Below are 23,026 nucleotides of genomic sequence, written 5' to 3' on the forward strand. Positions count from 1 at the left end.
CCAGAGGGTCTCCACCCGTCGGGTTTTTCACCATAACTAGGTAGCTCATCTCCATCTAGGAAGCTTGCCTGCGAGCTGTACCTCTACCTCAATAAACTCGATGCCATAATGCTGACATAATTCTCCTTGAACCGACCTGTTGGGATGAAAACAAAGTTTCGGTTATTGACCTTCCCTAAACCGCATTCTTGTTTTTGTTCTTTGTTCCAACCTAAGTAAGCGATAGTGCGAGAGGAAAGTCAACGGTACAATCACTACAACCATGGTGTGGGGCTAGCGGTTGTTTATCTCATTTTTTGGCCAAAGAGAAGGAAAAAGGTCTTGGTAGGAGAAGTCAGGAAGAGGTTGTTTGAGCTATGAAACTATATCAACGACCCCCATCATGGGTAAGCAACTAAAGTGGCTAGCGGGCTTTTCCGCCCTGCACTAAAGTGCGGGGCTACCCAGCTATCCTTTTGTGTTAGTGTCTGGGAGGTTGCCAGGAGGAGGGGCAATGCAAACCGGAGCAGAAGCTCAAGTCCAACAGCGAAAAAAGGAGGCAGGATCCTGGAGAGACATTCGGCTGTTGGTATTGGACATCGACGGCACGATTGCCGGGCCTTCCAACCAGGTTTCGGAGCCGGTGCGGCAGGCCATTCAAAAAGCCAAGGCGGCAGGCGTGCGGGTAGCCATTGCTACAGGTCGGATGCATCGCTCTGCTGAGCGGTTTCACTACGCCATTGGGGCCGATATGCCCCTCTGCAGCTATCAGGGGGCGCTCATTCGCGATCCCGACAGCCAAAAGACCTTGAAGCATTGGAGCCTGGACTGGTCGCTGGCGGAGGAGCTGCTGCAGGTGCTGCAGGATCAGCCGGTGGGGGTGCACCTCTACATCGACGATCAGCTCTATTTGCGGGAGCTCAGCCCCCTCAGCCGAGCCTATGCCGAGCGCTCCCAGGTGCCGTTCCAGATGCTCTCCCCCGCCCAACACGGGAAAAGCCCCACCAAGATCCTGGCTGTTTCGGAGGATACGGAGTTTCTGCAGCAACTCCAGGGATCCCTGCGGCAGCGGTATTCTCCTGAGCAGATCTACCTCACCCGCTCGGAGCCGATTTTTTTGGAGGCCACCCATGCGGCGGTGAACAAGGGCAATGCCGTTCGTTTTCTGGCGGAAGAGCTGCTGGGGGTGTCGGCGGATCAGGTGATGGCCATCGGCGATGGCGACAACGACATCGAGATGCTCCAGTATGCGGGGATCGGGGTAGCCATGGGGAACGCCTCGCCGGCTCTGCTGCCCCACGCTGATTGGGTTGCTCCCCCCGTCACCGAAGATGGGGTGGCGGTGGCCATTGAGACCTTTATCCTCGGCTAGTTGCGGATGCAATGGTGAGCTTGGCAGATTCTCCTTTTCCCCAAGTCACGTTGCGTCCAGAACAGCAACGGGCATTGGCGTATCGGTCGGGGCCTCTGGGGATCGCGGCAGTTCCGGGGAGCGGCAAGACGTTTATCCTGGAGCTGCTAATCGCCGATCTCATCCTGAATCGCGGCGTTCCACCGGAGCGCATTGGGGTGTTCACCTACATGCGTTCGGCGCGAAGCAATTTGATCAACCGCATCAACCAACGCCTGCAACAGGCGGGCTATCCGGATCGCTTTACCCAAGCCTTCACCTTGCACTCGCTGGCGCTGCGGGTGTTGCGGGAGGTTCCCGGCCCTTGGGAAGAGCTGTCCATCCTGGAGGAATATGAACAGGAGCGCCTGCTCAGCCGTCTCTGCCGCGCCTGGCTCGCCCACCACACCCACCTCTGGGAGCCCTTGATCCCTGCCGAGAAGCCCCACAAGGTGGTCCGAAACCGGCTGCGGTTTCGACGCAGCTTCCAGCAGATGGTGCGGGCGGTGATCAGCACGGCCAAGAATCTGCGTCTGGGGCCGGAGGCGATCCCCACAACTACTCAGGGCTATCTGGGCTGGGCGGCCCCCATCTATGCTGCCTACCAAGCGGAGCTGCGTCGCCTGGGCAAGCTGGACTACGACGACCTGGGCTGGCAGGCAGTGGAGCTAATCGAGCGCGACCCGGCCCTGCGGCAGCAGGTGCAAAATTGGTACGACTACCTATTCGAGGACGAGGCCCAGGACAGCTCCCCCCTCCAAGAAGAGCTGCTGCGGCTGCTCAGCCAGCGCACCGGCAACCTGGTACGGGTCGGGGATCCCAACCAAAGCATCATGGGCACCTTCACCACTGCCGAGCCGCGGCTGTTTCGCGCCTTTTGTCAGGCCAATCCCCAGGTGACGTTGAAAGAGTCCAGCCGCAGCGCCCCCCAGATCCTGGAGTTGGCCAACCGCCTGGTGGACTGGGTGAACCAGAAGCACCCCATCCCAGCCCTGCGCACCGCCCTGGCTCCCCAGCACATTTGCCCGGCCAGCGCTGGCGGCCTAAATCCCCCGGCCAGCGAAGGGGAGGTGGTGTTTCGCCGGGTAGTCGGATCCCCGGAGCAGGAGCTGCAGGAGGTGACGCGGTGGGCCCTGGCAGCCGCCCAGGCTTTTCCCGACCAGACGGTGGCCATTCTGGTCACCACCAACGAGCTGGGGGGCAAGGCCCTCGACTACCTGCGGGAACTGGGGGCAGAGCAGGTGATCGATCTGTTGCGGGGCAACCCCAGCCAGCGGCGGGTGTTGCTGCAACTCAAGGGAATCATCGACTGGTTGGCCCAGCCCATTTCCTCTGCCCGCTTGGCCGCTGCTGTGGATCACCTGGCCGACTGGGCCGGGATCCCGCGCCTGGAGCTGGGGCCGATGCTGGACTGGATCCGCGCCTCGCTGCCGGAGCGGCTGCTATTTCCCCAGTTTGGGGAAGCCCCCACTTTGCCGGATAGCCCCTCTTGGCAAAACTTGGGCAGGCTGCTGCGCATCCTTGCCGGTTGGCTGCGGGCCGGGCGCTCCCCTTGGCCGGAGGTGCTCAATGTGATTGTCCAAAGCCTCTACCGCAAGCCGGAAGAGCTGTTTGTGGGTTGCTACGTCATCGACCAGTTGGAGCAGGTGCTGGGATCCCTGCCCGAGGTCGATTGGCAGGAGATTGCCCAAGAATTGCGGGTGATTCTGGATCGCCGCCTCAACAACCTGCCCTCGGAGATCTTTGCCTTCAACCCGGAGCCGGGCAGCATCACCGTTACGACTCTGCACCGCGCCAAGGGCTTGGAATGGGATCAGGTGTTCATCCCCCAGGTGTCGGCCTACGAGTTTCCCACCTACTCTGAAGAGCGACCGGTGGGGCTGAGGTTTTTGGAGGATGTCGATATGAGAGCAGAAGCCCTGGCCCAGTTGCGGCAGCTCAGCCGCAGAAGTTGTTGGGAGCAGCAGGCCGACTCGGCCACCGAGCAAGCCTTTTTGGATCTGGCCGCAGAGCGGCTGCGGCTGCTGTACGTGGGCATCACCCGCAGCAAACGGCGGCTTACCCTCTCCGTCTCCAGCCAATCTCGCTTTGGCGAAGAGCAGAGTGCATCGTTGGTGTTTCGCGTGTTGAGCCGCCCTTGCGAGGCAAGTTGACAGCGAGGCGCCCGGGCCTCTGGTTCTTCATTGCCCCGCGGCAGGCTGCTAGCATGGCTAAGCCCGATAGCGCCGCCTTGCGCGATGGGGCAGTCGTTTAAAAACATGGGTATTCTGCAATGCAACCTCGGCGTGTTGCCCGCGAACTGGCCCTGCTGGGGGTCAACCAACTGCCGGCCACAGCGGCCAAACTGAGCGAAAAACAACTGGAGGACTTGCTGCTGGCAGCCATCCGCGCTCTGCAGGAAGAGACCCATGAAACTCTCTCCACAGCGGCGGCGGAGATCCAGCGCAGCGATCGCCTGTTGCACGAGAGCGATCCCCTGTTATTGGCCGCTTCTGATGCCAAGGAAGAGGGCGGAGCTCGCTCTCTTACTGTCCGCCTTCAGCAGGCCCAACGACATCTGCAACGCTTGGAAACGGCTCTGAAGGAGGCCAACGCCGGCGACACCGTGCAGGGAGAATTGCTGGAGCTGGCCCACCAAGCCCAAGTGGCCCTCAGCAACGCCGGCCAAGCCCTAGAACACCTGGAACAGCGGCTGTACAGCGTCCGCCGCATCCTGGATGAGGTCGTTCAGTTGTCCCAAAAGGCGGTCAACCGGCTGGGAGTTGCCCTCTCCATGCCGGAGCTGTTGCACATTGCCCAAGCTCAAGAGGTACGCGCCTACGCTCTCCAACTGTTGACCGCCCTGCGCACCCATAAGGAGGCTATCGACGCCCGTTTGCAAGGGGTTTTGGTAGGCTGGCAACTGAAGCGGGTGGGGCGGATCGAGCGCGATATCCTGCGCCTGGCGGTAGTGGAAATGGAGATCCTGCGCAGCAGCCCCGACAAGGTCGCCATCAACGAAGCTGTAGAATTGGCCAAAAAATACGGGGATCCGGAGGCCGCCGCTTTTGTCAACGGGGTGCTACGGCGGGTGGTGGACAGCCGCATGGAAGCCCCTTTCGGTCGGAATCCTTCGCCAGCCGGGGATCTCAGAAGCTAGGCTCCTCACTGCCTTAGGGTGAAGGCCCTGCGTGGGGCAGATTGTTTGACCCTCCTACCGCCCAGGGGATTTTTACGCAGTCCGCAAGCGGACTCACAGAGGCGTTGTCAAGACACCTCTAGACAGTTCCTGGAGGCAAGGCCCCAAGGTTCTGCTGACTTTTCTGATCGCGTCAGCGGGACGGAGTCGTTGCAGGTTGGCTGAGACGGCAGTCTCTTCCGGACGCTTGCCACCGGTCGGGTTTTTCACCGTCTTAGGGGCTCGCCTGGGAACGGCACGCCTCGGTGATAACTATGCCATTGATGAGCAGCTAAAGTTGCTCACGGGCCTTTCCGCCCCGCACTCAAGTACGGGGCCAGCCAGCTATCCCTCTGTGTTTTCGATGGGGAAGCGGGCGATGAGATTCGAACTCACGACATCCAGCTTGGGAAGCTAGCGTTCTACCACTGAACTACGCCCGCAGGGATCCAGGCTCGACAACCTGGAGACTTTCCTAACGCATAGTTTAGCATTTCTTGGACGGGATCCCTGGTACAACAGAAGCAGCGTTCTACTTCTTTTGTTGATCCATGCCGGCCATCCTCCTGCTCTCCGGTAGTCCTGGCCCTCTTTCTCGGGAAGCCGCTGGCCCGCCACCGCGGTCGGAAGCGATTTTGCACCACGCTGCCGGGATCCTGTCCGGTCTGGGATTGACGACGGAGTTTGTCTCGGTGCGGGATTTGCCGCCAGAGGATCTGGTGCGGGTTAACTTTGAGAGCCCTCACCTCCAGCAGATTCAGGAAAAGGTGGCCCAGGCTGCCGGGATCGTCATCTCTGCTCCTGTCTATAAAGCTTCTTATCCAGGCGTGTTGAAGGCGCTGCTGGATTTGCTAGACCAGGATGCTTTTACCGGCAAGGTGATTCTCCCCATTGCCACCGGGGGAACCCTGGCCCACCTGCTGGCCATCGACTTTGCCATGAAGCCGGTGCTGGCCGTGATGGGCGCAACCCATATCTTGAAAGGGATCTACATCCTCAGCTCGCAGATCCAGTTTGAGGCCGACGGCACCCTGCGGCTGGAGGCCGACATTGAAGAACGTCTGCAAGCAGGGATCCGGGCGCTTGCCCAGGCGGTGAAATAACGATTTTTCGTTCATGCGGAAGCGCCCAGCCAACAACTGAAAGGCAACTCTCCGGTGCAGCCTTCAGGGATCCCTCAACAGCACCGTCGCAGTCACAGCGGCACTTTGTCCCAACCGGTCGAAAACCCGTAAACTGAGCAGGTAAGAGCCGGGCACCAAGTTCAAAGGGGGGCGGATGCGGAAGCGAGTAGTGCAGGACACGTTGCCGGAGACACAGTTGACCTGGGCTGCTGACAGCGTCTGCACCTCGATCCCCGACCATGACACCTGAAACGCCAGCTCCGCTGGGAGCCGCCCCGGCACCGACACCGAGACCCCAACCTCCAAAAAGCCGCCCCGGCTAACGGCGGCAGGAATGTCGCTGCTGGTGATTAGCGGCGGCAGAGGGGGGCTGGCAGTGAGCGCGGCGGCACCACAACCGACCAGAGCCACGCCCAGCAGGGCCAGCGTCAACCCCCAAGGTTTGGATCCCAGCTTGATCACAGGGCTCCCGCTTCAGAACTCCATCCCCCAAGTATAGAGGATGGAGGCAACATCTCTAGCGTTAGTTTTGGGAGAACTCAAAAATTCACGCTATAGGTGGTGTCAAGCTGGATATTTGCCCGGAGCATCTGCTAGAGTAAAGCCCATAATCTGTCGAGCAGCCGGGCTATGGAAGTGGAAGAGGAGCTGAAAGCTTTGCGGGCGCGCGTGCGCAACTTGGAGCGATCCCTAGCAGAGTCAGAGGCACTGTCATTGCAGCAGATTGAATGTACCCATCGCCTGGAACAGCAACTGCTGGAAGCGCAGGCCCAACTGCAGGAGCGGGAGCAAGCTTTGCAGGCTTGTCAAGAGGAGAAGGCGCGGCTGGAACAACGTCCTACCCTGGAAGCTTTTCAGCTCCAACAGCAGCACATTGAAGAGTTACAAAATCTTCTCTGGGAAATGGAGCGCCGACCCACGCTGGAGCACTACCAGATCCTGCAGCAACAGTTGCAGACCAGCCAAGCAGAAATCGAAACCCTGAAGGCAGAACTGCAGCGGCGCGTCGATCCGGCCCGGTTCTATCAACTGCAGCAGGAGCTCTGGGAGCTGAAACAGCAGGCCAACCAGTTGGGGGAATACGCCGTCAAGTTGCCGCAGGTACAGCTTTTACAAGCCCAATCGCAGCTCCGCATTCAAGCGCTGGAGGAAGAGAAGGCGCAGTTGCAGGCGCAAATCCAGGAGCTGGCCGCTCGGCCCTCTGCGCAGGAAATGGAAGCCCTACGGGCGGAGCTGGAGGCGGCCCACCGCCAGGCCGAGGCTGAGGGGCAGCGTCTCAAAGCCGAGCTGGAAAGCGAAAAGGCACGCCTGCAAGCCGACCTGAATGCAGCGCAGCAACGTCTTCGCGAATTGGAAGAACGCCCTTCGCAGGAGCAATGGGCAAGCTTGCAAGCGGAGCTGAACCAGTTGCGCCAACAAGCCTCTTTTGCCAAGGCCGAGCGAACCACCTTGCTGGCGGAGCTGCAGCAGAGCCAGCAGCGCCAGGCAGAACAGGCCCAGCAAATTGCCAAACTGGAGGCGGAGCTGCAGGCTCTGCGCCAAGAGCGAAAAGCCCAAGTGGATCCCAGCGGCGAGGCGGAGTCTCTGCAGACGCAGCGGCTCCTTGCTCTAGAAGAGCAAGTGCAGGCTCTCACCCGGGAGCTCGACGCCTTGCGGGCCGAACGGGATCAGCTTCTCCAAGAGCTGGCTCAGCGGCCCACCCTTGTCCAGTGGCAGGAAGTGCAGCAGCAGCTTCGGGAGCTGGCCCAGCGACCAACTCGGGAAAGCCTGGAAGAAGCCCGGCGGGCACAGGAGCTGGCGGAGGCCCATCATCTGGTTAGCCAGAAACAGATCGAGAAGCTGCAGCAGCAGGTGGCGACTTTGAAAACCGAGTGTGTGCAGGCCCACGCCTATGCCCAAACTCAGGAAAAAGAGGTGGCCCTGTTGTTGCAACGCAATCAGGAGCTGGAGGAGCAGCTAGCCGCTCTGCGGCAGTCGTCTGCGGCTCCTCCCCAAGCAGGTGTCGAGCTCAGGTCTGGCCGCCCGGCTCAGGAACGGGTTCAGGCGGCAGCTGAAGGGCCTGCTCCCTCCCCAGCGGTGGCTGCCGCCCCACCCACCAGCCGACCCACAACTGGGAGAACGCCCGCTGGTGGGATCCCACCCCTTGCCCTTGAGGAGCGGCAGGATCGGGCGGAGAAGCTGCTGAGACGCTCCGCCTTGGCGGCTGCACGGGCTGGGGGAGAAGGGGGCAGCCGCAGCCGCATCGAGTTGCCGGCTTTTGTACAGCGGCGGCCCTACTGAGGCTGCCATTCTTGCGGATCCAAGCGCTCTCCCGCCTGGAAACGGGGCCAGGCCCAGCGCAGCAGGGATCCCAACTGGGCGTGGAACCGCTCCGGCGCAAATTGCAAGGCATGGGTCCGAATCCGCTGCGGATCCCATTCCTGGCGCTCCGCCTGGCGCAGCCCTTCGACGAGGGCTTCCACCCTGGCTTCGGGGATGAGGATCCCCGTCTGGCCGTGGATGACGGTCTCGCGGGTGCCTCCCCGGTTCAGGGCGACCACAGGACGACCACAGGCTTGCGCCTCCACCGCCACCAGGCCAAAATCCTCTTCCCAGGGAAACAGCAGCAGCCGGCAATTGGCCAGCAGCTCCTGCAGGCGGTCTTGGGGCTGGTGGGGCAAAAACTCCACTTGCGGCCCTGCCAGTTGCTTCAGTCGCGGCAGCTCCGGCCCTTCCCCCACCACTACCAGGCGGCGGCCCAGCTGCTTACAGGCAGCGATCGCCAAATCCACCCGCTTGTAGGGCACCAGCCGGCCCACCACCAGGTCGTAGTCGGCTTGGGGATGGGTTACCGGCTCAAACCCCTGCAGCGGCACCGGCGGATAGATAACCACAGCCTCGCGGCGGTAGAGCTTGGCCAGGCGCCGGCGGATGTGCTGCGAGTTGGCAATCAATAGGTCTGGCCGCTGGGCTGCCACAAAGTCCCACTGGCGCAGGCGGTGCAACAGCCAGCGGCTGAGGGCGGCAAGCGGGCGGATCCCCGTCAACCCCTCCCGCTCCAGATAGAGCTCCTGGTTTTCCCAGAGGTAACGGGGCGGGCTGTGGATGTAGCTAAGGTGCAGAGTGGAAGGCCCTGTCAGGATCCCTTTGGCAAAGGCATGGCTGCTGGAGATGACGCAGTCATAGGCGGAGAAGTCAAAGCTCTCGTAGGCCAAGGGCATCCAGGGCAGCAGGTACTTAAGGCGGTTGTGATAGTTGCGCCGCAGCACCCCCAGCCAGCGGGCCCAGCCCTGCAAAAACGAGGTGTAAACCGACCGCTGCTGCCAGCTCGGCGGCAAGGTGTGGGACGAGAAGAGGCTGACGTAGAGAGGTGCCTGTGGGGCAAAGGCAAGGAGCTCCTGCAAAACCTTTTCCGATCCCCCTGGCCAGATCAAATACTCGTGCACCAGCGCCAGGCGCTGCGCCCAGGAGGGATCCCAAGCAGGCATGGCTAGGCTTGGGTCGAGGGGGACCTTTTGCCGATGGGCCCGCTTACTTGCCTGGCTTTCTCGTCCAGCCGTTCGCTGATGTAGGCGTAGATCTCGCGGAAGCGGGGCACTGCCCGCATCTCTAGGCGGCTGCCGTCTTTGAGGGTGAGCACCATATCGCCCCAGGTGCCTAGGCCCCGTGGCACCGTCACCACCTTGGCAATCTCTTTGTAAGTGACATCAGAGCGCTCCTTGCCGCCCCAGCCGCCGATCACAGTGATGCGACGGTTGGTTATCCGGTAGTGAACCCAAAGCTTGCGCACCAGGGCGCCCACAAACAGAGGCAAGCCAACGAGGGTGAGGCCGAGGAAGGAGTTCAACACCAGATCGCCCGTGTGAGGGCCGCCCTCAAAAAAAACTTCTTCTTTGATCGCCATGCTCAGCCCACCTAATGTCGAATGTCAGCATCAACAATGCTAAAAACAATCTTAAGCTAAACGGTTTCTCACCCCAACTGTCTGCCGAGTTAGCGGTGGATGCGGGATCGAGTCAGTTTTTGGAGGGCTTGCCCCGAGCGGTAGGTAGCCAAGATCAGGTGAACAAACAACACCATCACCACCAGCGCCACCGCCACCGCCCCGACATTGCCCAGCCAGCCCCACCCTTCCAGACCTGTCAGAGCCACCAAAGCCCAAGAGGCAGGGTGCAGCATTCCCCCCAAAAGAAGAATCTGGGAGAACAGGTGCCCGGCTGTGAAGCGGGATCCCAACGCCACCAGCGCCAGGCCGCCGCCGATGTTGATCAGCCCCATATTGCCCAAAAAGGCGTAGCAGATGTGCCAGGCGTACTTTTGTTTGGGCACCTCTTGCCAGGAAAGGGGTTCCCTAGGGATCCCTGGCAAATCTTGCGGAGCGGGCAGCAGCGGCTGAACCTGACTGAGGATGAGGCCCAGGACGATGGCTGCCAGCAGCATCACCACTCCCGCCTTTACATTGAGCTTGCCAGGGATGGCCAATTCAGGATGTGCCAACATTGCAGGTTCTCTCGATCCCGTCCTAGCCTATCCTGTCTTTGCCCCCAACCGGCAGATTGGCCAGCGGACTGCTGGCTGGAGAGGCTTGGCTATCCGGATAGAGCGGCGTGCCGCAGCGCTTACAAAACTGGGCATCCTCATCGTGCTGGGAGAGGCCGCATCCCGGGCAGGCCCACTGCAGCGAGGTGCCGCTTTTCACCAGTTGCTTGATCAGCTCCCCTACTTGCCAAGGGATCAGGGCCACGCCCGTCAGGATCATCAGCACCGTCAACAGCCGGCCCAGCTCAGAGGTGGGGGTGAGATCCCCAAACCCTACCGTGGTCATGGTAACAACCGAAAAGTAGAAAGCATCCAAAAAGGTGGCAAAAGCGCCGGGATTGGCCGGATGTTCCACCTGGTAGATGAGGCCAGAGTAGACGAAGACAATCGCAAAGAGAGTAAAAAGGATGCGCAACAAGATGCGGGTGTCGGCGGAGATGACCTGACCAAAGAGGGTCTTGCCCTCCACCAGGCGCAGCAGCCGCAAGATACGAAACCAGCGCAAGAGGCGGATAAAGCGAATATCCGTCAGCCCGGCAAAAAAAGGCAAAATCGCCAGCAAGTCAATGAGCGAATAGAGGCTGAAGACGTAGCGCAGCTTCTGCAGGGCCGCTGCCCAGCGCAGTAGATATTCCACCACGAATAGGCCGAGGATGAGGCGATCCAGCCGCTCCAGCCCAAGGCGGAGTTGGGGGGGAATGGGGTAGGTCTCCACTACAAAAAAGGCAGACGAACAGAAAACCAGCACCGCCACCAGCCAATTGACCCAGCGGCTTTCGGGTGTGTCCTGATCCCCCCAGTAGCGCTGGAGGAGGCCAGCAGGGGCAAGCTCAGTTTGGGTGGCCTGGGAGGGTAGGGTGGTCACAGACGGGATCCCGTTGGGAAGAGATCGAGAGGGTTTCCCTTGAGCGCCTATCGGGCGTACCTTGACTAGGTTAATGGAAACTAGTAGTAGAGCAAACTTCAGTCCTGCAAACGTCTAGGCTTGAGTTGAGCATTGAATCGATGTTGCCTCCCATTGTCCTGGCTTCGCAATCTCCTGCCCGCCGCCAATTGTTAGAAGCTGCCCGGATCCCTTTTCGCGTTCAACCCAGCTACTTTGACGAAAGCCAAATCCAGAGCCCGGATCCGGTGGAGCTGGTGCAGAAGCTGGCTGCGGCCAAAGCCGAAGCGGTGGCGGCTCAGCAACGGGAGCCCGTCTTGGTGATCGGGGCTGACTCCGTGCTCTACCTAGGGGGGGAGATCCTGGGCAAGCCGGCCAATGCTCTAGAGGCGGAACGGCGCCTGCGGCAAATGCGGGGCGAAGTGGGAGAGCTCTACACGGGCCATGCCTTGATTGACACGAGGCAGAACCGCCGCCTCGTCCACTATGCGGTAACACGGGTGTTTTTTGCCAAGCCCAGCGACGAGGAGATCCGCGCCTACGTGGCCACCGGCGAGCCGCTCAATTGTGCTGGCTGCTTTGCCATTGACGGCCGCGGCAGCTTGTTTGTGGAGCGGATCGAGGGGTGCCCTGGCAACGTCATTGGGCTGAGTTTGCCGTTGCTGCGGCGCATGATCCAGGAATTGGGCTATTCCCTCACCGAAGCCTGGAATTAGCCGTCTAGATGCCGCTTGAGCAGCTCGTTGGCCAGCTTGGGATCCGCCCGTCCTTGGGTTTTTTTCATCAGTTGCCCGACAAAGTAGCCGAAGAGCTTGGTTTTGCCCTCCCGGTACTGCTGCAGTTGCTCGGGGTTCTCGGCCAGCACCTCGGCGATCATTGGCTCCAAGAGGCTGCTATCGGAGATCTGGGTCAGGCCCTTGGCCTCCACCAGGGCGCGGGCCGAGCCGCCTTTTTCCAGCAGCTCCGGCAGGATCTCCTTGGCAATTTTGCTGGAAATAGTGCCTTGCTCGATGAGGCCGATTAGCTCAGCCAGGGTTTCCGGCTTCAAGGCGATGTCCGGGTAGTCCAGCTTGTGGGTGTTGAGGTAGCTGGCGATGTCGCTCATCATCCAGTTGGCGGCTGCTTTCGGGTCGGCACCGGCGGCGATCACGGCTTCAAAGTATTCGGCGGTGTTGCGTTCATCGCTGAGGTAGCGGGCATCGTACACCGAGAGGCCGTACACCTGTTGGTAGCGCCGCCGCTTCACACTGGGCAATTCCGGCAGCTCCGCCTGCCAGCGGGCTTTTTGCGCTTCCGTCACACGAATGGGCGGCAGATCCGGCTCCGGAAAATAGCGGTAGTCGCTGGATCCCTCTTTCTTGCGCATGCTGATGGTGCGCTGGCTGTTTTCTTCCCAGAGGCGGGTCTCCTGTACGATGGGCTCGCCTGCTTCCACGGCCTTAACTTGGCGGTTGAACTCGTACTCGATGGCCCGCTGGATGGCGTTGAAGGAGTTCATGTTCTTGATTTCCACCTTCGTGCCAAAGGTCGGGGAGCCCAGCGGGCGCACCGAGATGTTGACGTCGCAGCGCAGGGATCCCTCCTGTAGGTTGCCATCGCACAGCCCGGCGTAGCGGAGGATGCGGCGCAGCTCCTGTACATACTCGGCTGCTTCTTCCCCAGTGCGGATATCCGGCTCGCTGACGATCTCGATGAGGGGAACTCCTGCCCGGTTGAAATCCACCAGGGAATAGCTGGATCCCGACAGCCGATCGCTGCCGGCATGCACCAATTTGCCCGCGTCTTCTTCTATGTGCAAACGGGTGATGCCGATGCGCTTGCTGCGGCCGTCGCTGAGCTGGATCTCGACCCAGCCGTGGGTGGCAATGGGCAGGTCGTACTGGGAGATTTGGTAGTTTTTGGGCAGGTCGGGGTAGAAGTACTGCTTGCGGTCGAACTTGCTGTAGGGGGCGATGGTGCAATTGAGGGCCAGGCCAGCCTTGACCGCGTATTCCAGCACCTTCTCGTTCAGCACGGGCAGGGTGCCGGGCAGGCCCATGCAGACAGGGTCAATTTGGGTGTTGGGGGGAGCGCCAAAGGCCGTCGCGCTGCTGGAGAAGATCTTGGAGCGGGTGCTGAGCTGGCAGTGCACCTCCAGCCCAATCACAGCTTCGTATTCCACTTTGGCAGGGGCAGCAACCGTCATGGCCAAACGAGAAAGAGTAGGTTTTCCCATTCTAGTGGGATATCGCTAGCTGCTGAGCTGCTGCCTCAAACGGTGGGGCGGATCTCGAAGGTGGAGAGGCCTTCGGGTGGCTCGAAGCGGTGTTCGACGGCCTCCACCCGCGAGCCGGGGCTGCCCTGCTGGCACCAGCGCAACATCGCCTCCACCGCCGCCGGGGATCCTTCAAAAACCGCCTCCACCCGGCCATCCCGCAGATTGCGCACCCAGCCGTGGACGCCGGCGTTGCGGGCCATGGCTTCGGTGTAGGCCCGAAACCCCACTCCCTGAACCCGCCCGCGCACCCAAACGTGAACACGAACCCTGTCGCTCATGCTGAGGGGGATCCCTCCGAGGTGTTGCCAAGTTCTGAAGCCGAGGGCGACTCGGCTGGCTGGGCCGTAGCTTTCTCCGCCTGCTGCTCTAGGCGCTGCCAGAGAAAGTTGACAAGGGCAACCAGTCCCACGATCCCCAGCGAGATCCCGCCGGCGTACCCAATGGCTTGCCACAGCACAGGAGACATAGGCCAACCTCGCTGGTGCAGAAAGCTCCCTTCTGACCTTACCAGACGGAAACCCCAGAGAGAGGGGATCCCTGGCGGCTTGGCCCTCTCCTCGACAACGCCCTCCAAGCTGGACAAGATTCGGCACAATGGGGAGAAGTGTTGCTAGCGAGCAGTTGAGAAGAGGCCATGGCCCACAAACTCTGGATCGACGGCCAATGGGTTGACAGCCAAGGGGGAAACCTGATGGTCATCGAGAACCCGGCTACGGGCGAGCAATTGGCGGAGGTGGTGGACGCCAGCCCTGCCGATGTGGATCGGGCGGTGCAGGCGGCCCACACGGCTTTCTACGATGGCCGTTGGTCGAAGCTCACCCCCGGCGAGCGATCCCTGGCCCTCTGGAAGTTGGCGGATCTCATCGAAGCTCGCGCTGCCGAGCTGGCCCGTCTGGAGTCGGAAAACACCGGCAAGCCCTACGAGCTGGTCAGCTTGGGAGGGGATCTGGCCTTTGCGGTGGATAACCTGCGTTTCTTTGCCGCTGCCGCCCGCGACATCCATGGTTTGAGCGCCGGAGAATACGCCAGAGGTTACACCTCGCTATTTCGCAAGGAGCCAGTGGGGGTGTGCGCGCAAATTACCCCTTGGAACTACCCGCTGCTGATGGCCGTCTGGAAGATCGGCCCCGCCCTGGCTGCCGGCTGCACAGTAGTGCTCAAGCCCGCTCCCACCACCCCTCTGACTACCCTGATGCTGGCGGAGCTGACTGCTGAGGCCGGGATCCCGCCGGGGGTGGTCAACATCGTTACCGGAGGCGATGCTACCGGCCAAGCCCTGGTGGAGCACCCGCAGGTACGCATGGTCAGCCTCACCGGCTCTACTGCCACTGGCAAGCAGGTGATGCGGACGGCGGCAGACACTCTCAAGCGGGTGCATCTGGAGCTGGGAGGCAAAGCCCCGTTTTTGGTTTTCGAGGATGCCGACGTGGAGACTGTGGCCGCCAAGGCTGCTTTTGCCGCCACCTTCAACAGCGGCCAGGACTGCACGGCAGCCACCCGCCTCTATGTGCACGAGAGCAAGCTGGCGCAGATGCAAGAGGCCATCGTCGAGGCGATGCGCAAAGTAAGGCTGGGATCCCCTTTTGAGGCGGGGGTGGAGATGGGGCCCTTGGTCTCGGCAGCCCAGCGGGAGCGGGTGAGGGGATTTGTGGAGCGGGCCAAAGCCGAGGGAGCCAAGGTGCTGACCGGCGGGCGGATCCCTCCTCAGTTTGACCGGGGCTACTACTACGAACCCACAGTGATTACCCATGTCGATCAAAAAGCGGAGATCGTGCAGAGTGAGGTTTTTGGGCCGGTCCTCACGCTCGGCTCGTTCCGCGAAGAAGCGGAAGCGCTACGCCTGGGCAATGACGTCCTATACGGGCTGGCGGCTTCTGTGTGGACTCAAGACCTCGGACGAGCCATGAAACTGGCCGCCGATCTGGAGTTCGGAACCGTCTGGATCAACGATCATCTCCCCATCGCCTCCGAGGCTCCCCACGGCGGCTTCAAGCAATCGGGATTTGGCAAAGATCTCTCGGCAGAGGCCGTGCGAGAGTATCAAATTGCCAAGCATGTGATGATTGCTACTTGTTGAGGGGTGGCTCTGGCAACCTCGTTCGAGGAAGAGGCTAGCGGTAGCCAGTTGGCAAGGCTCCGGGAAACTCCTACAAGCGATAGACTTGAGTGCATGTCTCCCTACCTCGAGCCCCTATCGTGCCGATGGCCACGTTCTACTCCTCAACCTCAGGATCGGCAGCTCTAGCCCCTCCCCGCACTTTCCCTCTTACCGCCGTGGTCGGCCAGCAAACCGCCAAGCTGGCTCTCCTGTTGGCGGCGGTGGATCCCAGCTTGGGAGGAGTGGTGCTGGTGGGGCCGCGCGGCACGGCCAAGTCGGTCTTGGCCCGAGGGATCCACGCCCTGCTGCCCCCCATCGAGGTGATTGCCGGCTCCTATTGCAACGACGACCCGGCGCGGCCCGAGACCTGGTCGGACTGGGCCAAGGCCCGCTACCCCCAGGGAACGACACCCCCCACCCAGGTGATAGCCCCTCCCTTTGTCCAAGTGCCTTTGGGGGTGACCGAGGATCGGCTCTTGGGATCCGTGGATGTGGAGGCCTCGGTGAGGCAGGGGGAAACGGTTTTTCAGCCGGGGCTCTTGGCTGCCGCCCACCGCGGCGTGCTCTACGTGGATGACATCCACCTCTTGGACGACGCCATCGTCAACCTGCTGCTGACGGTGGTGGGAGATGGGGTCAACCGCCTGGAGCGGGAAGGGCTGAGCCTGCAACACCCCTGCCGGCCTCTCTTGGTGGCCACCTACAACCCCGAAGAGGGATCCCTGCGCCCCCACCTGCTGGATCGCCTGGCGCTGGTGGTGCCGGTGGGGCAGGAGCTGAGCCTGGAAGAGCGCAGGGAAATTGTCCAGCGGGCAACGCAATTTGTCGACGCTCCCGAGTCCTTTCTGGCGGAACACCAAGCGGAACTGGAGGAAATCCGCACCCGCATTCTCCTGGCGCGGGAGTGGCTGCCCCAGGTCAAGCCGCAGCGGGAACAGCTCCTCTACCTGGTGCAGGAGGCCATCCGCGGCAACGTCCAAGGGCACCGGGGAGAACAATTTGCCCTGCGAGCCGCCTGTGCCCTGGCGGCGCTGGAGGGGCGGGATCGCCTCCTGGCCGAGGATCTGCAGCAGGCCGTGCAGCTGGTGCTGCTGCCCCGCGCCCGTTACGACCCCGACCAGCCCCCGCCTCCCCCCCCGCCACCATCCCAACAGTCGGATCCCCCGCCGCCGGATCCCGACAAGGATGGGGAAGATAGAGAGGAAACGGATCCCCAACCGGAAAACCTGAGTCTGCCGGAAGAGTTTTTCTTCGAGCCGGAGCGCATTGCCCTCGACCCGCGCCTGCTGGCCTTTGCCCAGTCCCTCAACCAGCAGGGAAAAACGGGATCCCGCAGCCTGGTGTTCAGCGCCGACCGGGGCCGCTACGTCAAGCCCATCCTGCCCCAGGGCGCCAATCCCCGCATCGCCGTCGACGCCACTCTGCGGGCGGCTGCCCCCTACCAGAAAAGCCGCCGCCAGCGGCAGCCGGGGCGGGCCGTCATTGTTGAGCCCGGCGACATCCGCGCCAAGAAGCTGGCCCGCAAGGCAGGGGCCTTGGTGATCTTCGTGGTAGACGCCTCCGGCTCCATGGCCCTCAACCGCATGCAGGCGGCCAAAGGCGCCGCCCTGCGCCTGCTCACTGAGGCCTACCAAAACCGCGACAAAGTTGCCCTGATTGCCTTTCGCGGCGAGGCTGCCGAGGTGCTGCTGCCCCCCACCCGCTCCATCGAGCTGGCCCGCCGCCGCCTGGAATCCCTGCCCTGCGGCGGGGGATCCCCACTGGCCCATGCCCTCACCCAAGCGGTCCGCCTGGGGGTGAACGCCCGCGCCAGCGGCGACGTGGGAGAGGTGCTCCTGGTAGCCCTCACCGATGGCCGGGCCAACATCCCCCTCAGCCGCTCCCTGGGACGCAGCGAAAGCGATCCCATCGACCTGAAGCAGGAGCTGCGGGAGATCGCCCTGCGCATCCGCGCCCTGGGATTGAAGCTGCTTCTCATCGACTCGCAGAGCCGCTTTGTAACCACCGGTTTCAGCGCCGAGCTGGTGGAACTGGCGGGCGGACGGTACTTTCATCTGCCCCGCGCCACCGACCAGGGGATCGCAGCCGTGGCCCGCTCGGCCATGCAAGAGGGACGCCCATACCCTTGAGAGAGCAGCTCTCCCTCGGTAGGAGCTGTAACTTTTCTTAATGGTTGGTTATGATCCCTGTAGGCGCTCTTAGCTTGCCCTATGGTCACAGGACTCCTGCCAGAACTCTCTTTGCCTCATCCCATGCTTACTGACTGGGTCAGCCGGGGAGTGAGCGCAGCCATTCGCGCTCTCTTCAAGCAGGCAGAGCGGCTGGAGGCGCGCGTGCGGGCAGAGCCCATTGCCAAGCTGTTGCAAGGACGCATCGACAGCTTTGAGCTGGTGGGCCAGAACCTGCAGATGTACAACGGCCTGCGGCTTTCGCTTTTAGAGCTGTTTTGCAACGCTGTAGCCATTGACTTTAGCCAAATCTGGCAGGGTCGGATTAAGCTGCGGCAGCCGGTGCAGGCCAGGATGCGGGTGGTGCTGAGCGAAGCGGATCTGGCGCGATCCTTTAACACGCCTTTTGTGCTGAACAAGCTGGCTCAGGTGGATCAGGGGGGCAAGCCGCTCTCATTTCATCAGGTCGAGGTTCACCTCACCCCAGAGCAGCGGTTGCGATTGCAGGCCGAGGTTCAGCCAGGGGGAGAAAAGCCCTTGCAGGTGGGCTTTTCCGCTCGCATCGAGGTGCTAGAACGTCGCCGCATTTGCCTTGCCGATCCGCTGTTTGAGGGCGACACGGAGGAGGGGCGGGCCCTGAGCCGAGCCTTGGTGGATCACCTGAATGCGCTCCTGGATTTGGATCGGCTAGCCCTGCAAGGGAGCAAGCTGCGACTAGATCGGGTGTGCCTACAGCCTCACCAGATGATCCTCTACGGCAGCGCTGCTCTGGTGCGGTTTCCCACCCGCTAGCCCCCCTGGGAAAATGCTTGACAACCTTTTGGAAGGCGGGTACGCTCAGGGGTGGTGAGGAGTGAAGAGAAGAAGCCTCTGGGGTCGAAACACGGACAGACGCCCAGAGGTTTTTTCATGACCTGCTCAGCCTCAACGGGGACACCGCCATCCCTACCTAGCCTCCGAGTTTTAACTATTCTCAACCACAGGGGATGGGGGACTTTTCCCAACACCCCGGCCTCTTGCCCCAATTGGGAAAAAGCCTGTCCCCCCAAACTGGCTACGACCCTTTGAATTCAGGCTGGGACATAGCACCTGCCACAACTTTTTTTGCTCGAAAAGGTTCCAAAGAGTCTCCCCTGAGCCTCAGGGGTCTTGGTTCAGTTGCAAGTCCCCTCCCAGGTCATCGCCTGCCAGAAGACCGCAGAAGGTTGGTGCAACACAATGCGATTGCCATCGGGATCCCGGAAGTCCACCTCCTGGCCGTGAAAGGCCTGCCGCAGCGGCGAAACGGAGATCTGGTGCTCCGCCAACACCGCCGCCAGGGATCCCAGGCATGCCGCCAGATCCTGCACCTGCAGGCAAAGACTTGCTGCTCCCGCCTGGGCGGCAAACTCTGGATGGAGACTGCGGTAGAGGCCCAGTCGCAGGCCAGGCAGGCGAAACTCCACATACACTGGCTCTCCCTCCCTGGAGAGCTGGACTTGGGGCGGGATCCCCAAGAGGGCCTGGTAAAAGTGCAACAAACGGGGCAAATTGGGGGTGGCCAAGCTCAGCAAAGCTGCAGCAATCTGCATCGCAACCGGAAAAAGGAAGCTACTCATTCTAATCCGAACTTCCGCTGATAGCCAGCCCTAACTGCGCCACTCGGAAAGGGATCCCCGCCTCTCCTAGGATTGGACTATAGTAGGTAGCGAGACTTGCTGCTCTTTCTTCACGAATAAAAACTGGAGCAACCTACCGTGGGGCTATTCAGCCGATTTTCCCGTGACATGGGCATCGATCTGGGCACGGCCAACACCCTAGTCTATGTGGCTGGCCGCGGCATTGTCCTACAGGAGCCCTCTGTCGTCGCCATCGACCAAAACACCAAACAACCGCTGGCCGTGGGGGAAGATGCCAAAAAAATGTTGGGCCGTACCCCGGGCAACATCGTGGCTGTGCGTCCTCTGCGGGATGGGGTGATCGCCGACTTCGACACGGCGGAGATGATGCTGAAGCACTTCATCCAGCGGGTGCATGGAGGTCGTTACTTGATCGCCCCGCGCATCGTCATCGGGATCCCAAGTGGGGTGACCGGCGTAGAGCGACGGGCAGTGATGGAAGCGGCCCTGCAAGCCGGCTCGCGGGAGGTGTATTTGGTGGATGAGCCGGTGGCAGCAGCCATCGGCGCGGGGCTGCCGGTGCAAGAGCCCACCGGGAACATGATCATCGACATCGGCGGCGGCACCACCGAGGTGGCCGTCCTCAGCTTGCAAGGGATCGTCCTCAGCGAGTCGGTGCGGGTGGCAGGAGACGAGCTGAGCGAGGCCATCATTCAGTACATGAAAAAAGTTCACAATCTCACCATCGGGGAGCGCACTGCCGAAGAGATTAAAATTCAAATCGGCTCTGCCTACCCAACTCAAGAGGAGATGACCATGGAAGTGCGGGGGCTGCATTTGCTTTCGGGTTTGCCCCGCACTGTGACGGTGAAGAGCACTGAGATCCGTGAGAGCATGGCCGAGCCCCTCTCGGTCATTGTGGAGGCCATCAAGCGCACCCTGGAGCGCACGCCGCCGGAATTGGCGGCAGACATCATCGACCGCGGCATTATGTTGGCGGGAGGGGGGGCGTTGCTCAAGGGGCTAGACGCCCTGATCAGCCATGAGACCGGGATCCTGGTTCACATTGCCCCGGATCCCCTCAGTTGTGTGGTGCTCGGTACAGGGCGGGTTTTGGAGGATTTCAAAACCTTGGGTCGAGTGTTGAGCGGCAGCTTCAAGGGTTAGAGGAGTTTCCTCTGAATCCCTGATTCGAGGTGTGAGTCGAGTGGGTTAGAGAGGTATTGCTTGAATCGGCTACACCAGTGGTGGATGCGTTATGGTTTGGGGTTGCTCCTGTCTGCTTCGGCGATAGGAGGGGCGTGGGCTTTGCGCCAGACCCAGGGATCCCTGCTGGTGGAGCTGTACAGTTGGCTCACCGCACCCATCCGTCCACCTGTGGATCCTGACGCCGTACTTAGCCAGGCCGCCACCCGCGAGCTACAGGCCCTGGTGGCCGAGCTGCGGCACCAAAACCGCGAGCTGAAGCGCCTGCTGCAATTTACCGAGCAAATGCCCCAAGCAGGGATCCCGGCGGCGGTGGTGGGCCGCAGCGCCGATCACTGGTGGCAACAGCTCACCCTCAGCCGCGGCAGCCAGCATGGGGTCAGGGTAGGAGATGTGGTTATGGCACCGGGGGGATTGGTCGGGCGGGTTGAGGCGGTAACCCCCAACACCAGCCGCGTGCTGCTTATTAGCGATCCCACCAGCCGTGTCGGGGTGATGCTCAGCCGCAGCCGGCACATGGGCATCTTGCGGGGCACCGGCACCCAGAACGCCATCTTGGATTTTTTCGATAAGGATCCCAAAGTGGAAGTGGGGGATGTGGTGGTAACTTCGGGCCTGAGCAGCTTCTACCCGGCGGGGGTTGTGGTGGGAACGGTTCGAGCCATCAACCTGGATGCCAGCCCTGCCCCACAAGCCACAGTCGAATTGTCGGCGCCCCTGGGCCTCTTGGAGTGGGCCTTGATTTACCGCTATGCTCAACCTTAAGTCTCGCCTCAATTGGCTGGTCACCGCCTTGTCAGGGCTGTTGGCGGTGGTGGCCCCTTGGTGGCGGGGGCCGGGCTTGGAGCTGGCGGGCCTAACCCCCGATTGGCCCCTGATCTGGGTGGTGTGCTGGAGCGTGCGGCGCAAGGCTTGGCAGGGGGCTGTTGCCGGGATCACATTGGGTTTTCTGCAGGATGCCCTGACCAACCCTTATCCTACCCATGCCCTGGGGTTGGCGGTGGTCGGGATCCTCACGGCCAAGTTGCAGAAGCAGCGCTACATGCAAGAGGACTTCATCTCCGTGGCTTTGATCGTCTTCGGCATGGTGGTGATTGCCGAGACGCTGATGGCGCTGCAATGGATGTGGCTGACGGCCTCTCAGGGATCCGCTGGCCTCGAGCCGGCGGAAATGGCAACTTGGTTGGATGGGTTGGCAAACTCCTCGCCCGCCGCCGGCGCCATTGGCGGCGATGGCCCCCGTTCTCTGGAGAGCATCTGGTGGAACCATCAGCGCAATGCCCTCACGTCGGCCATTTTAAGCAGCCTGTGGGCCCCCGCTCTCTATTGGCCCCTCAGCCGTTGGTGGCAATCTCAAGAGCGGGATTTGAGAGAGACCTAGCTGCAGGTTCTACCGCCAGTGATCTGCATTCCCCACAGCCGCTGCCGGGCGCGATGGGACATCGGTTGCACAGCTACTGCTCCCAACGGCGGCAAAACGGTTCCTTGCCCCATTTCCTCTCTCCCTAGGAGAGGAACGGGGGGTGAGGGCTTGGGGTCGCTCTCAGAGGGATCCGTTTTCGCCTAAAATGACAAAGCCCTCTGCCACCCACTGCCAACGGGCCAACAGACTCTGGGCCAAGCGGATGGGAAGGTGTTGAGGTTGACTCGATTGAGGGAGAGGGATCCATGCCTCATACCATCGTCACCGATATTTGTGAAGGCGTTGCCGACTGTGTGGAGGCCTGCCCCGTCGCCTGCATTCACCCTGGGGACGGCAAAAATGCCAAAGGCACCGACTACTTCTGGATCGACTTTGCCACCTGTATTGACTGTGGCATCTGTCTTCAGGTTTGCCCTGTGGAAGGGGCGATCCTGCCGGAGGAAAAACCGCACCTGCAGCGAGTGCCCAACTAGCCCGGCGGGCTGCTTCTTCCCAATTTTGCAATTGCCTTTCAGCCCAGAGAAGCCAAAGCCACAACGGCGCTGGTCAACCAGTTCAAGGACAGGAGCCCGCCCAGGAAGGCCAACGGGATCAGACCCGCCAGGCGCCACCACTCCAGATCCAGCGCCACCGCTGCCGCCCGCACCTGCCAAACCACAAACCACAACAGCGCCACGAACCCCAACAGGGATCCAGCCACTCCGCCCAAGGATTGGGCAGGTCCCAGCAGCAGCCAGGGCAGGCCAGCAAAGCCCGTCAGGCAGAGGAGCGACGCAAAAGAAGGGGCAGCCCGCCCAAAACAAAAGGCCAGCGCCTGCAGCAGGGCCGCCAGGCTTACCCATCCCAGGAAGCCTGCCAGCAGCGCCAGCACCATGCTCGGCAGGTTTACCCCGAAACGACGCACAGCCTCGAGAATGTTCAGCAGCGCCACCACCCCAAAAGCTTGCCAGAGAACAGGCTGTTGCCGCAGCGAGCGAAAGGTGGGCTCCGGCAGAAACCAAGCGCCGTAAATGTTATCCAACAAAGAGTCGAGCATGGCCGGCAAAAAGTCGGTCTGCCCTCCTATCCTAGCCCAACGACAAGAGGGCTCCTCCAAAGCCAAGCAAATGCCGATCCCGTCCTTGGCAAAGCCCTGATGAGCACTTGACAAGCACGGCCCGCAGATGCGGTATGATGGGCTAAGGATTCTGAGGCGTTGGTGACTGCCGTTACGTTTTTGCGATCG

At 61.6% G+C, this 23,026-nt stretch carries 23 protein-coding genes, 1 tRNA gene and 1 pseudogene; 14 read left to right on the top strand and 11 right to left on the bottom strand.

The window, feature by feature from the left end:
• Positions 1-225: 225 nt before the first annotated feature.
• The 4 genes and pseudogenes from NW846_RS02180 to nusB form a co-directional block, all read left to right on the top strand.
• Positions 226-357, top strand: a pseudogene (locus tag NW846_RS02180) (IS200/IS605 family transposase); the annotation flags it as partial.
• A 136-nt stretch (positions 358-493) separates the two neighbouring features.
• Entirely contained in the window at positions 494-1,351 is an 858-nt protein-coding gene (locus tag NW846_RS02185) for a Cof-type HAD-IIB family hydrolase (protein ID WP_414347305.1), read from the top strand.
• Between the two features lie 11 nt (positions 1,352-1,362).
• The gene (locus tag NW846_RS02190; RefSeq protein WP_041438062.1) at positions 1,363-3,522 is read left to right on the top strand and encodes an ATP-dependent helicase; all 2,160 of its coding nucleotides are present in this window, start codon (positions 1,363-1,365) and stop codon (positions 3,520-3,522) included.
• A 119-nt stretch (positions 3,523-3,641) separates the two neighbouring features.
• Positions 3,642-4,508, top strand: a complete 867-nt coding sequence (gene nusB, locus NW846_RS02195) for a transcription antitermination factor NusB (protein ID WP_099812516.1) — start codon at positions 3,642-3,644, stop codon at positions 4,506-4,508.
• Between the two features lie 389 nt (positions 4,509-4,897).
• Here the strand turns inward: nusB and NW846_RS02200 are convergent.
• Positions 4,898-4,969: transfer RNA gene (locus NW846_RS02200), tRNA-Gly, on the bottom strand.
• A 108-nt stretch (positions 4,970-5,077) separates the two neighbouring features.
• Here NW846_RS02200 and ssuE point away from each other — a divergent pair.
• The gene (gene ssuE / locus NW846_RS02205) at positions 5,078-5,629 is read left to right on the top strand and encodes an NADPH-dependent FMN reductase (RefSeq protein WP_011429260.1); all 552 of its coding nucleotides are present in this window, start codon (positions 5,078-5,080) and stop codon (positions 5,627-5,629) included.
• A 63-nt stretch (positions 5,630-5,692) separates the two neighbouring features.
• Here the strand turns inward: ssuE and NW846_RS02210 are convergent, their stop codons facing one another.
• Positions 5,693-6,112 carry a hypothetical protein gene (locus tag NW846_RS02210; RefSeq protein ID WP_011429261.1) on the bottom strand — a complete coding sequence of 140 codons (420 nt, stop codon included), beginning with the start codon at positions 6,110-6,112 and terminating at the stop codon, positions 5,693-5,695.
• Positions 6,113-6,280: 168 nt separating this feature from the next.
• On the opposite strand from NW846_RS02210, the gene NW846_RS02215 reads away from it, so the two are divergent.
• A complete protein-coding gene (locus NW846_RS02215) occupies positions 6,281-7,930 on the top strand; it encodes a hypothetical protein (RefSeq protein WP_011429262.1) in 1,650 nt (549 codons plus the stop codon).
• Here the strand turns inward: NW846_RS02215 and NW846_RS02220 are convergent.
• From NW846_RS02220 to NW846_RS02235, 4 genes are all read right to left on the bottom strand, one after another.
• Positions 7,924-9,117, bottom strand: coding sequence for a glycosyltransferase (locus NW846_RS02220; protein WP_414347310.1), 1,194 nt, complete (start codon positions 9,115-9,117; stop codon positions 7,924-7,926). The genes NW846_RS02215 and NW846_RS02220 overlap by 7 nt on opposite strands.
• 2 nt (positions 9,118-9,119) lie before the next feature.
• Positions 9,120-9,533 (bottom strand): PH domain-containing protein, encoded by a 414-nt coding sequence (locus NW846_RS02225; protein ID WP_414347313.1) that lies wholly within the window; start codon positions 9,531-9,533, stop codon positions 9,120-9,122.
• Between the two features lie 89 nt (positions 9,534-9,622).
• Positions 9,623-10,129: a hypothetical protein gene (locus tag NW846_RS02230; RefSeq protein WP_240527286.1), complete on the bottom strand. Its 507-nt coding sequence runs from the start codon at positions 10,127-10,129 to the stop codon at positions 9,623-9,625.
• Between the two features lie 22 nt (positions 10,130-10,151).
• Positions 10,152-11,033, bottom strand: coding sequence for an ion transporter (locus NW846_RS02235; RefSeq protein ID WP_011429266.1), 882 nt, complete (start codon positions 11,031-11,033; stop codon positions 10,152-10,154).
• Positions 11,034-11,173: 140 nt separating this feature from the next.
• Here NW846_RS02235 and NW846_RS02240 point away from each other — a divergent pair, with 140 nt between their 5' ends.
• Positions 11,174-11,767, top strand: coding sequence for a Maf family protein (locus NW846_RS02240; RefSeq protein WP_099834680.1), 594 nt, complete (start codon positions 11,174-11,176; stop codon positions 11,765-11,767).
• Here NW846_RS02240 and gatB read toward each other — a convergent pair.
• The 3 genes from gatB to NW846_RS02255 all read right to left on the bottom strand — a co-directional run bounded on the left by gatB (position 11,764) and on the right by NW846_RS02255 (position 13,774).
• A complete protein-coding gene (gene gatB, locus NW846_RS02245; protein WP_414515239.1) occupies positions 11,764-13,236 on the bottom strand; it encodes an Asp-tRNA(Asn)/Glu-tRNA(Gln) amidotransferase subunit GatB in 1,473 nt (490 codons plus the stop codon). The genes NW846_RS02240 and gatB overlap by 4 nt on opposite strands.
• 65 nt (positions 13,237-13,301) lie before the next feature.
• Positions 13,302-13,586 carry an acylphosphatase gene (locus tag NW846_RS02250; RefSeq protein WP_099812511.1) on the bottom strand — a complete coding sequence of 95 codons (285 nt, stop codon included), beginning with the start codon at positions 13,584-13,586 and terminating at the stop codon, positions 13,302-13,304.
• Entirely contained in the window at positions 13,583-13,774 is a 192-nt protein-coding gene (locus tag NW846_RS02255) for a hypothetical protein (protein WP_041438067.1), read from the bottom strand. Before NW846_RS02255 ends, NW846_RS02250 begins: the two co-directional genes overlap by 4 nt.
• 168 nt (positions 13,775-13,942) lie before the next feature.
• Here NW846_RS02255 and NW846_RS02260 point away from each other — a divergent pair, with 168 nt between their 5' ends.
• From NW846_RS02260 to NW846_RS02270, 3 genes are all read left to right on the top strand, one after another.
• Positions 13,943-15,385, top strand: coding sequence for a gamma-aminobutyraldehyde dehydrogenase (locus tag NW846_RS02260; protein ID WP_099812510.1), 1,443 nt, complete (start codon positions 13,943-13,945; stop codon positions 15,383-15,385).
• Positions 15,386-15,510: 125 nt separating this feature from the next.
• Positions 15,511-17,535 carry a magnesium chelatase ATPase subunit D gene (gene bchD, locus NW846_RS02265; protein WP_414515241.1) on the top strand — a complete coding sequence of 675 codons (2,025 nt, stop codon included), beginning with the start codon at positions 15,511-15,513 and terminating at the stop codon, positions 17,533-17,535.
• 123 nt (positions 17,536-17,658) lie between these two features.
• Positions 17,659-18,366 (top strand): DUF2993 domain-containing protein, encoded by a 708-nt coding sequence (locus NW846_RS02270; protein ID WP_414346402.1) that lies wholly within the window; start codon positions 17,659-17,661, stop codon positions 18,364-18,366.
• A gap of 362 nt (positions 18,367-18,728) precedes the next feature.
• On the opposite strand, the gene NW846_RS02275 is transcribed toward NW846_RS02270, so the two are convergent.
• Positions 18,729-19,145, bottom strand: a complete 417-nt coding sequence (locus NW846_RS02275; RefSeq protein WP_414346403.1) for a VOC family protein — start codon at positions 19,143-19,145, stop codon at positions 18,729-18,731.
• Positions 19,146-19,310: 165 nt separating this feature from the next.
• On the opposite strand from NW846_RS02275, the gene NW846_RS02280 reads away from it, so the two are divergent.
• The 4 genes from NW846_RS02280 to NW846_RS02295 all read left to right on the top strand — a co-directional run bounded on the left by NW846_RS02280 (position 19,311) and on the right by NW846_RS02295 (position 22,274).
• Entirely contained in the window at positions 19,311-20,339 is a 1,029-nt protein-coding gene (locus NW846_RS02280; protein WP_011429276.1) for a rod shape-determining protein, read from the top strand.
• Positions 20,340-20,399: 60 nt separating this feature from the next.
• Positions 20,400-21,143: a rod shape-determining protein MreC gene (gene mreC, locus NW846_RS02285; protein WP_011429277.1), complete on the top strand. Its 744-nt coding sequence runs from the start codon at positions 20,400-20,402 to the stop codon at positions 21,141-21,143.
• The gene (mreD, locus tag NW846_RS02290; RefSeq protein ID WP_099812506.1) at positions 21,130-21,759 is read left to right on the top strand and encodes a rod shape-determining protein MreD; all 630 of its coding nucleotides are present in this window, start codon (positions 21,130-21,132) and stop codon (positions 21,757-21,759) included. Before mreC ends, mreD begins: the two co-directional genes overlap by 14 nt.
• A 287-nt stretch (positions 21,760-22,046) precedes the next feature.
• Positions 22,047-22,274: an indolepyruvate ferredoxin oxidoreductase subunit alpha gene (locus NW846_RS02295; protein ID WP_011429279.1), complete on the top strand. Its 228-nt coding sequence runs from the start codon at positions 22,047-22,049 to the stop codon at positions 22,272-22,274.
• A gap of 38 nt (positions 22,275-22,312) precedes the next feature.
• On the opposite strand, the gene NW846_RS02300 is transcribed toward NW846_RS02295, so the two are convergent.
• Entirely contained in the window at positions 22,313-22,951 is a 639-nt protein-coding gene (locus tag NW846_RS02300) for a YIP1 family protein (protein WP_240527284.1), read from the bottom strand.
• Positions 22,952-23,026: the final 75 nt, after the last annotated feature.

It is taken from the genome of Synechococcus sp. W60.3, assembly GCF_047502615.1.
Taxonomy (GTDB): Bacteria; Cyanobacteriota; Cyanobacteriia; order Thermostichales; family Thermostichaceae; genus Thermostichus.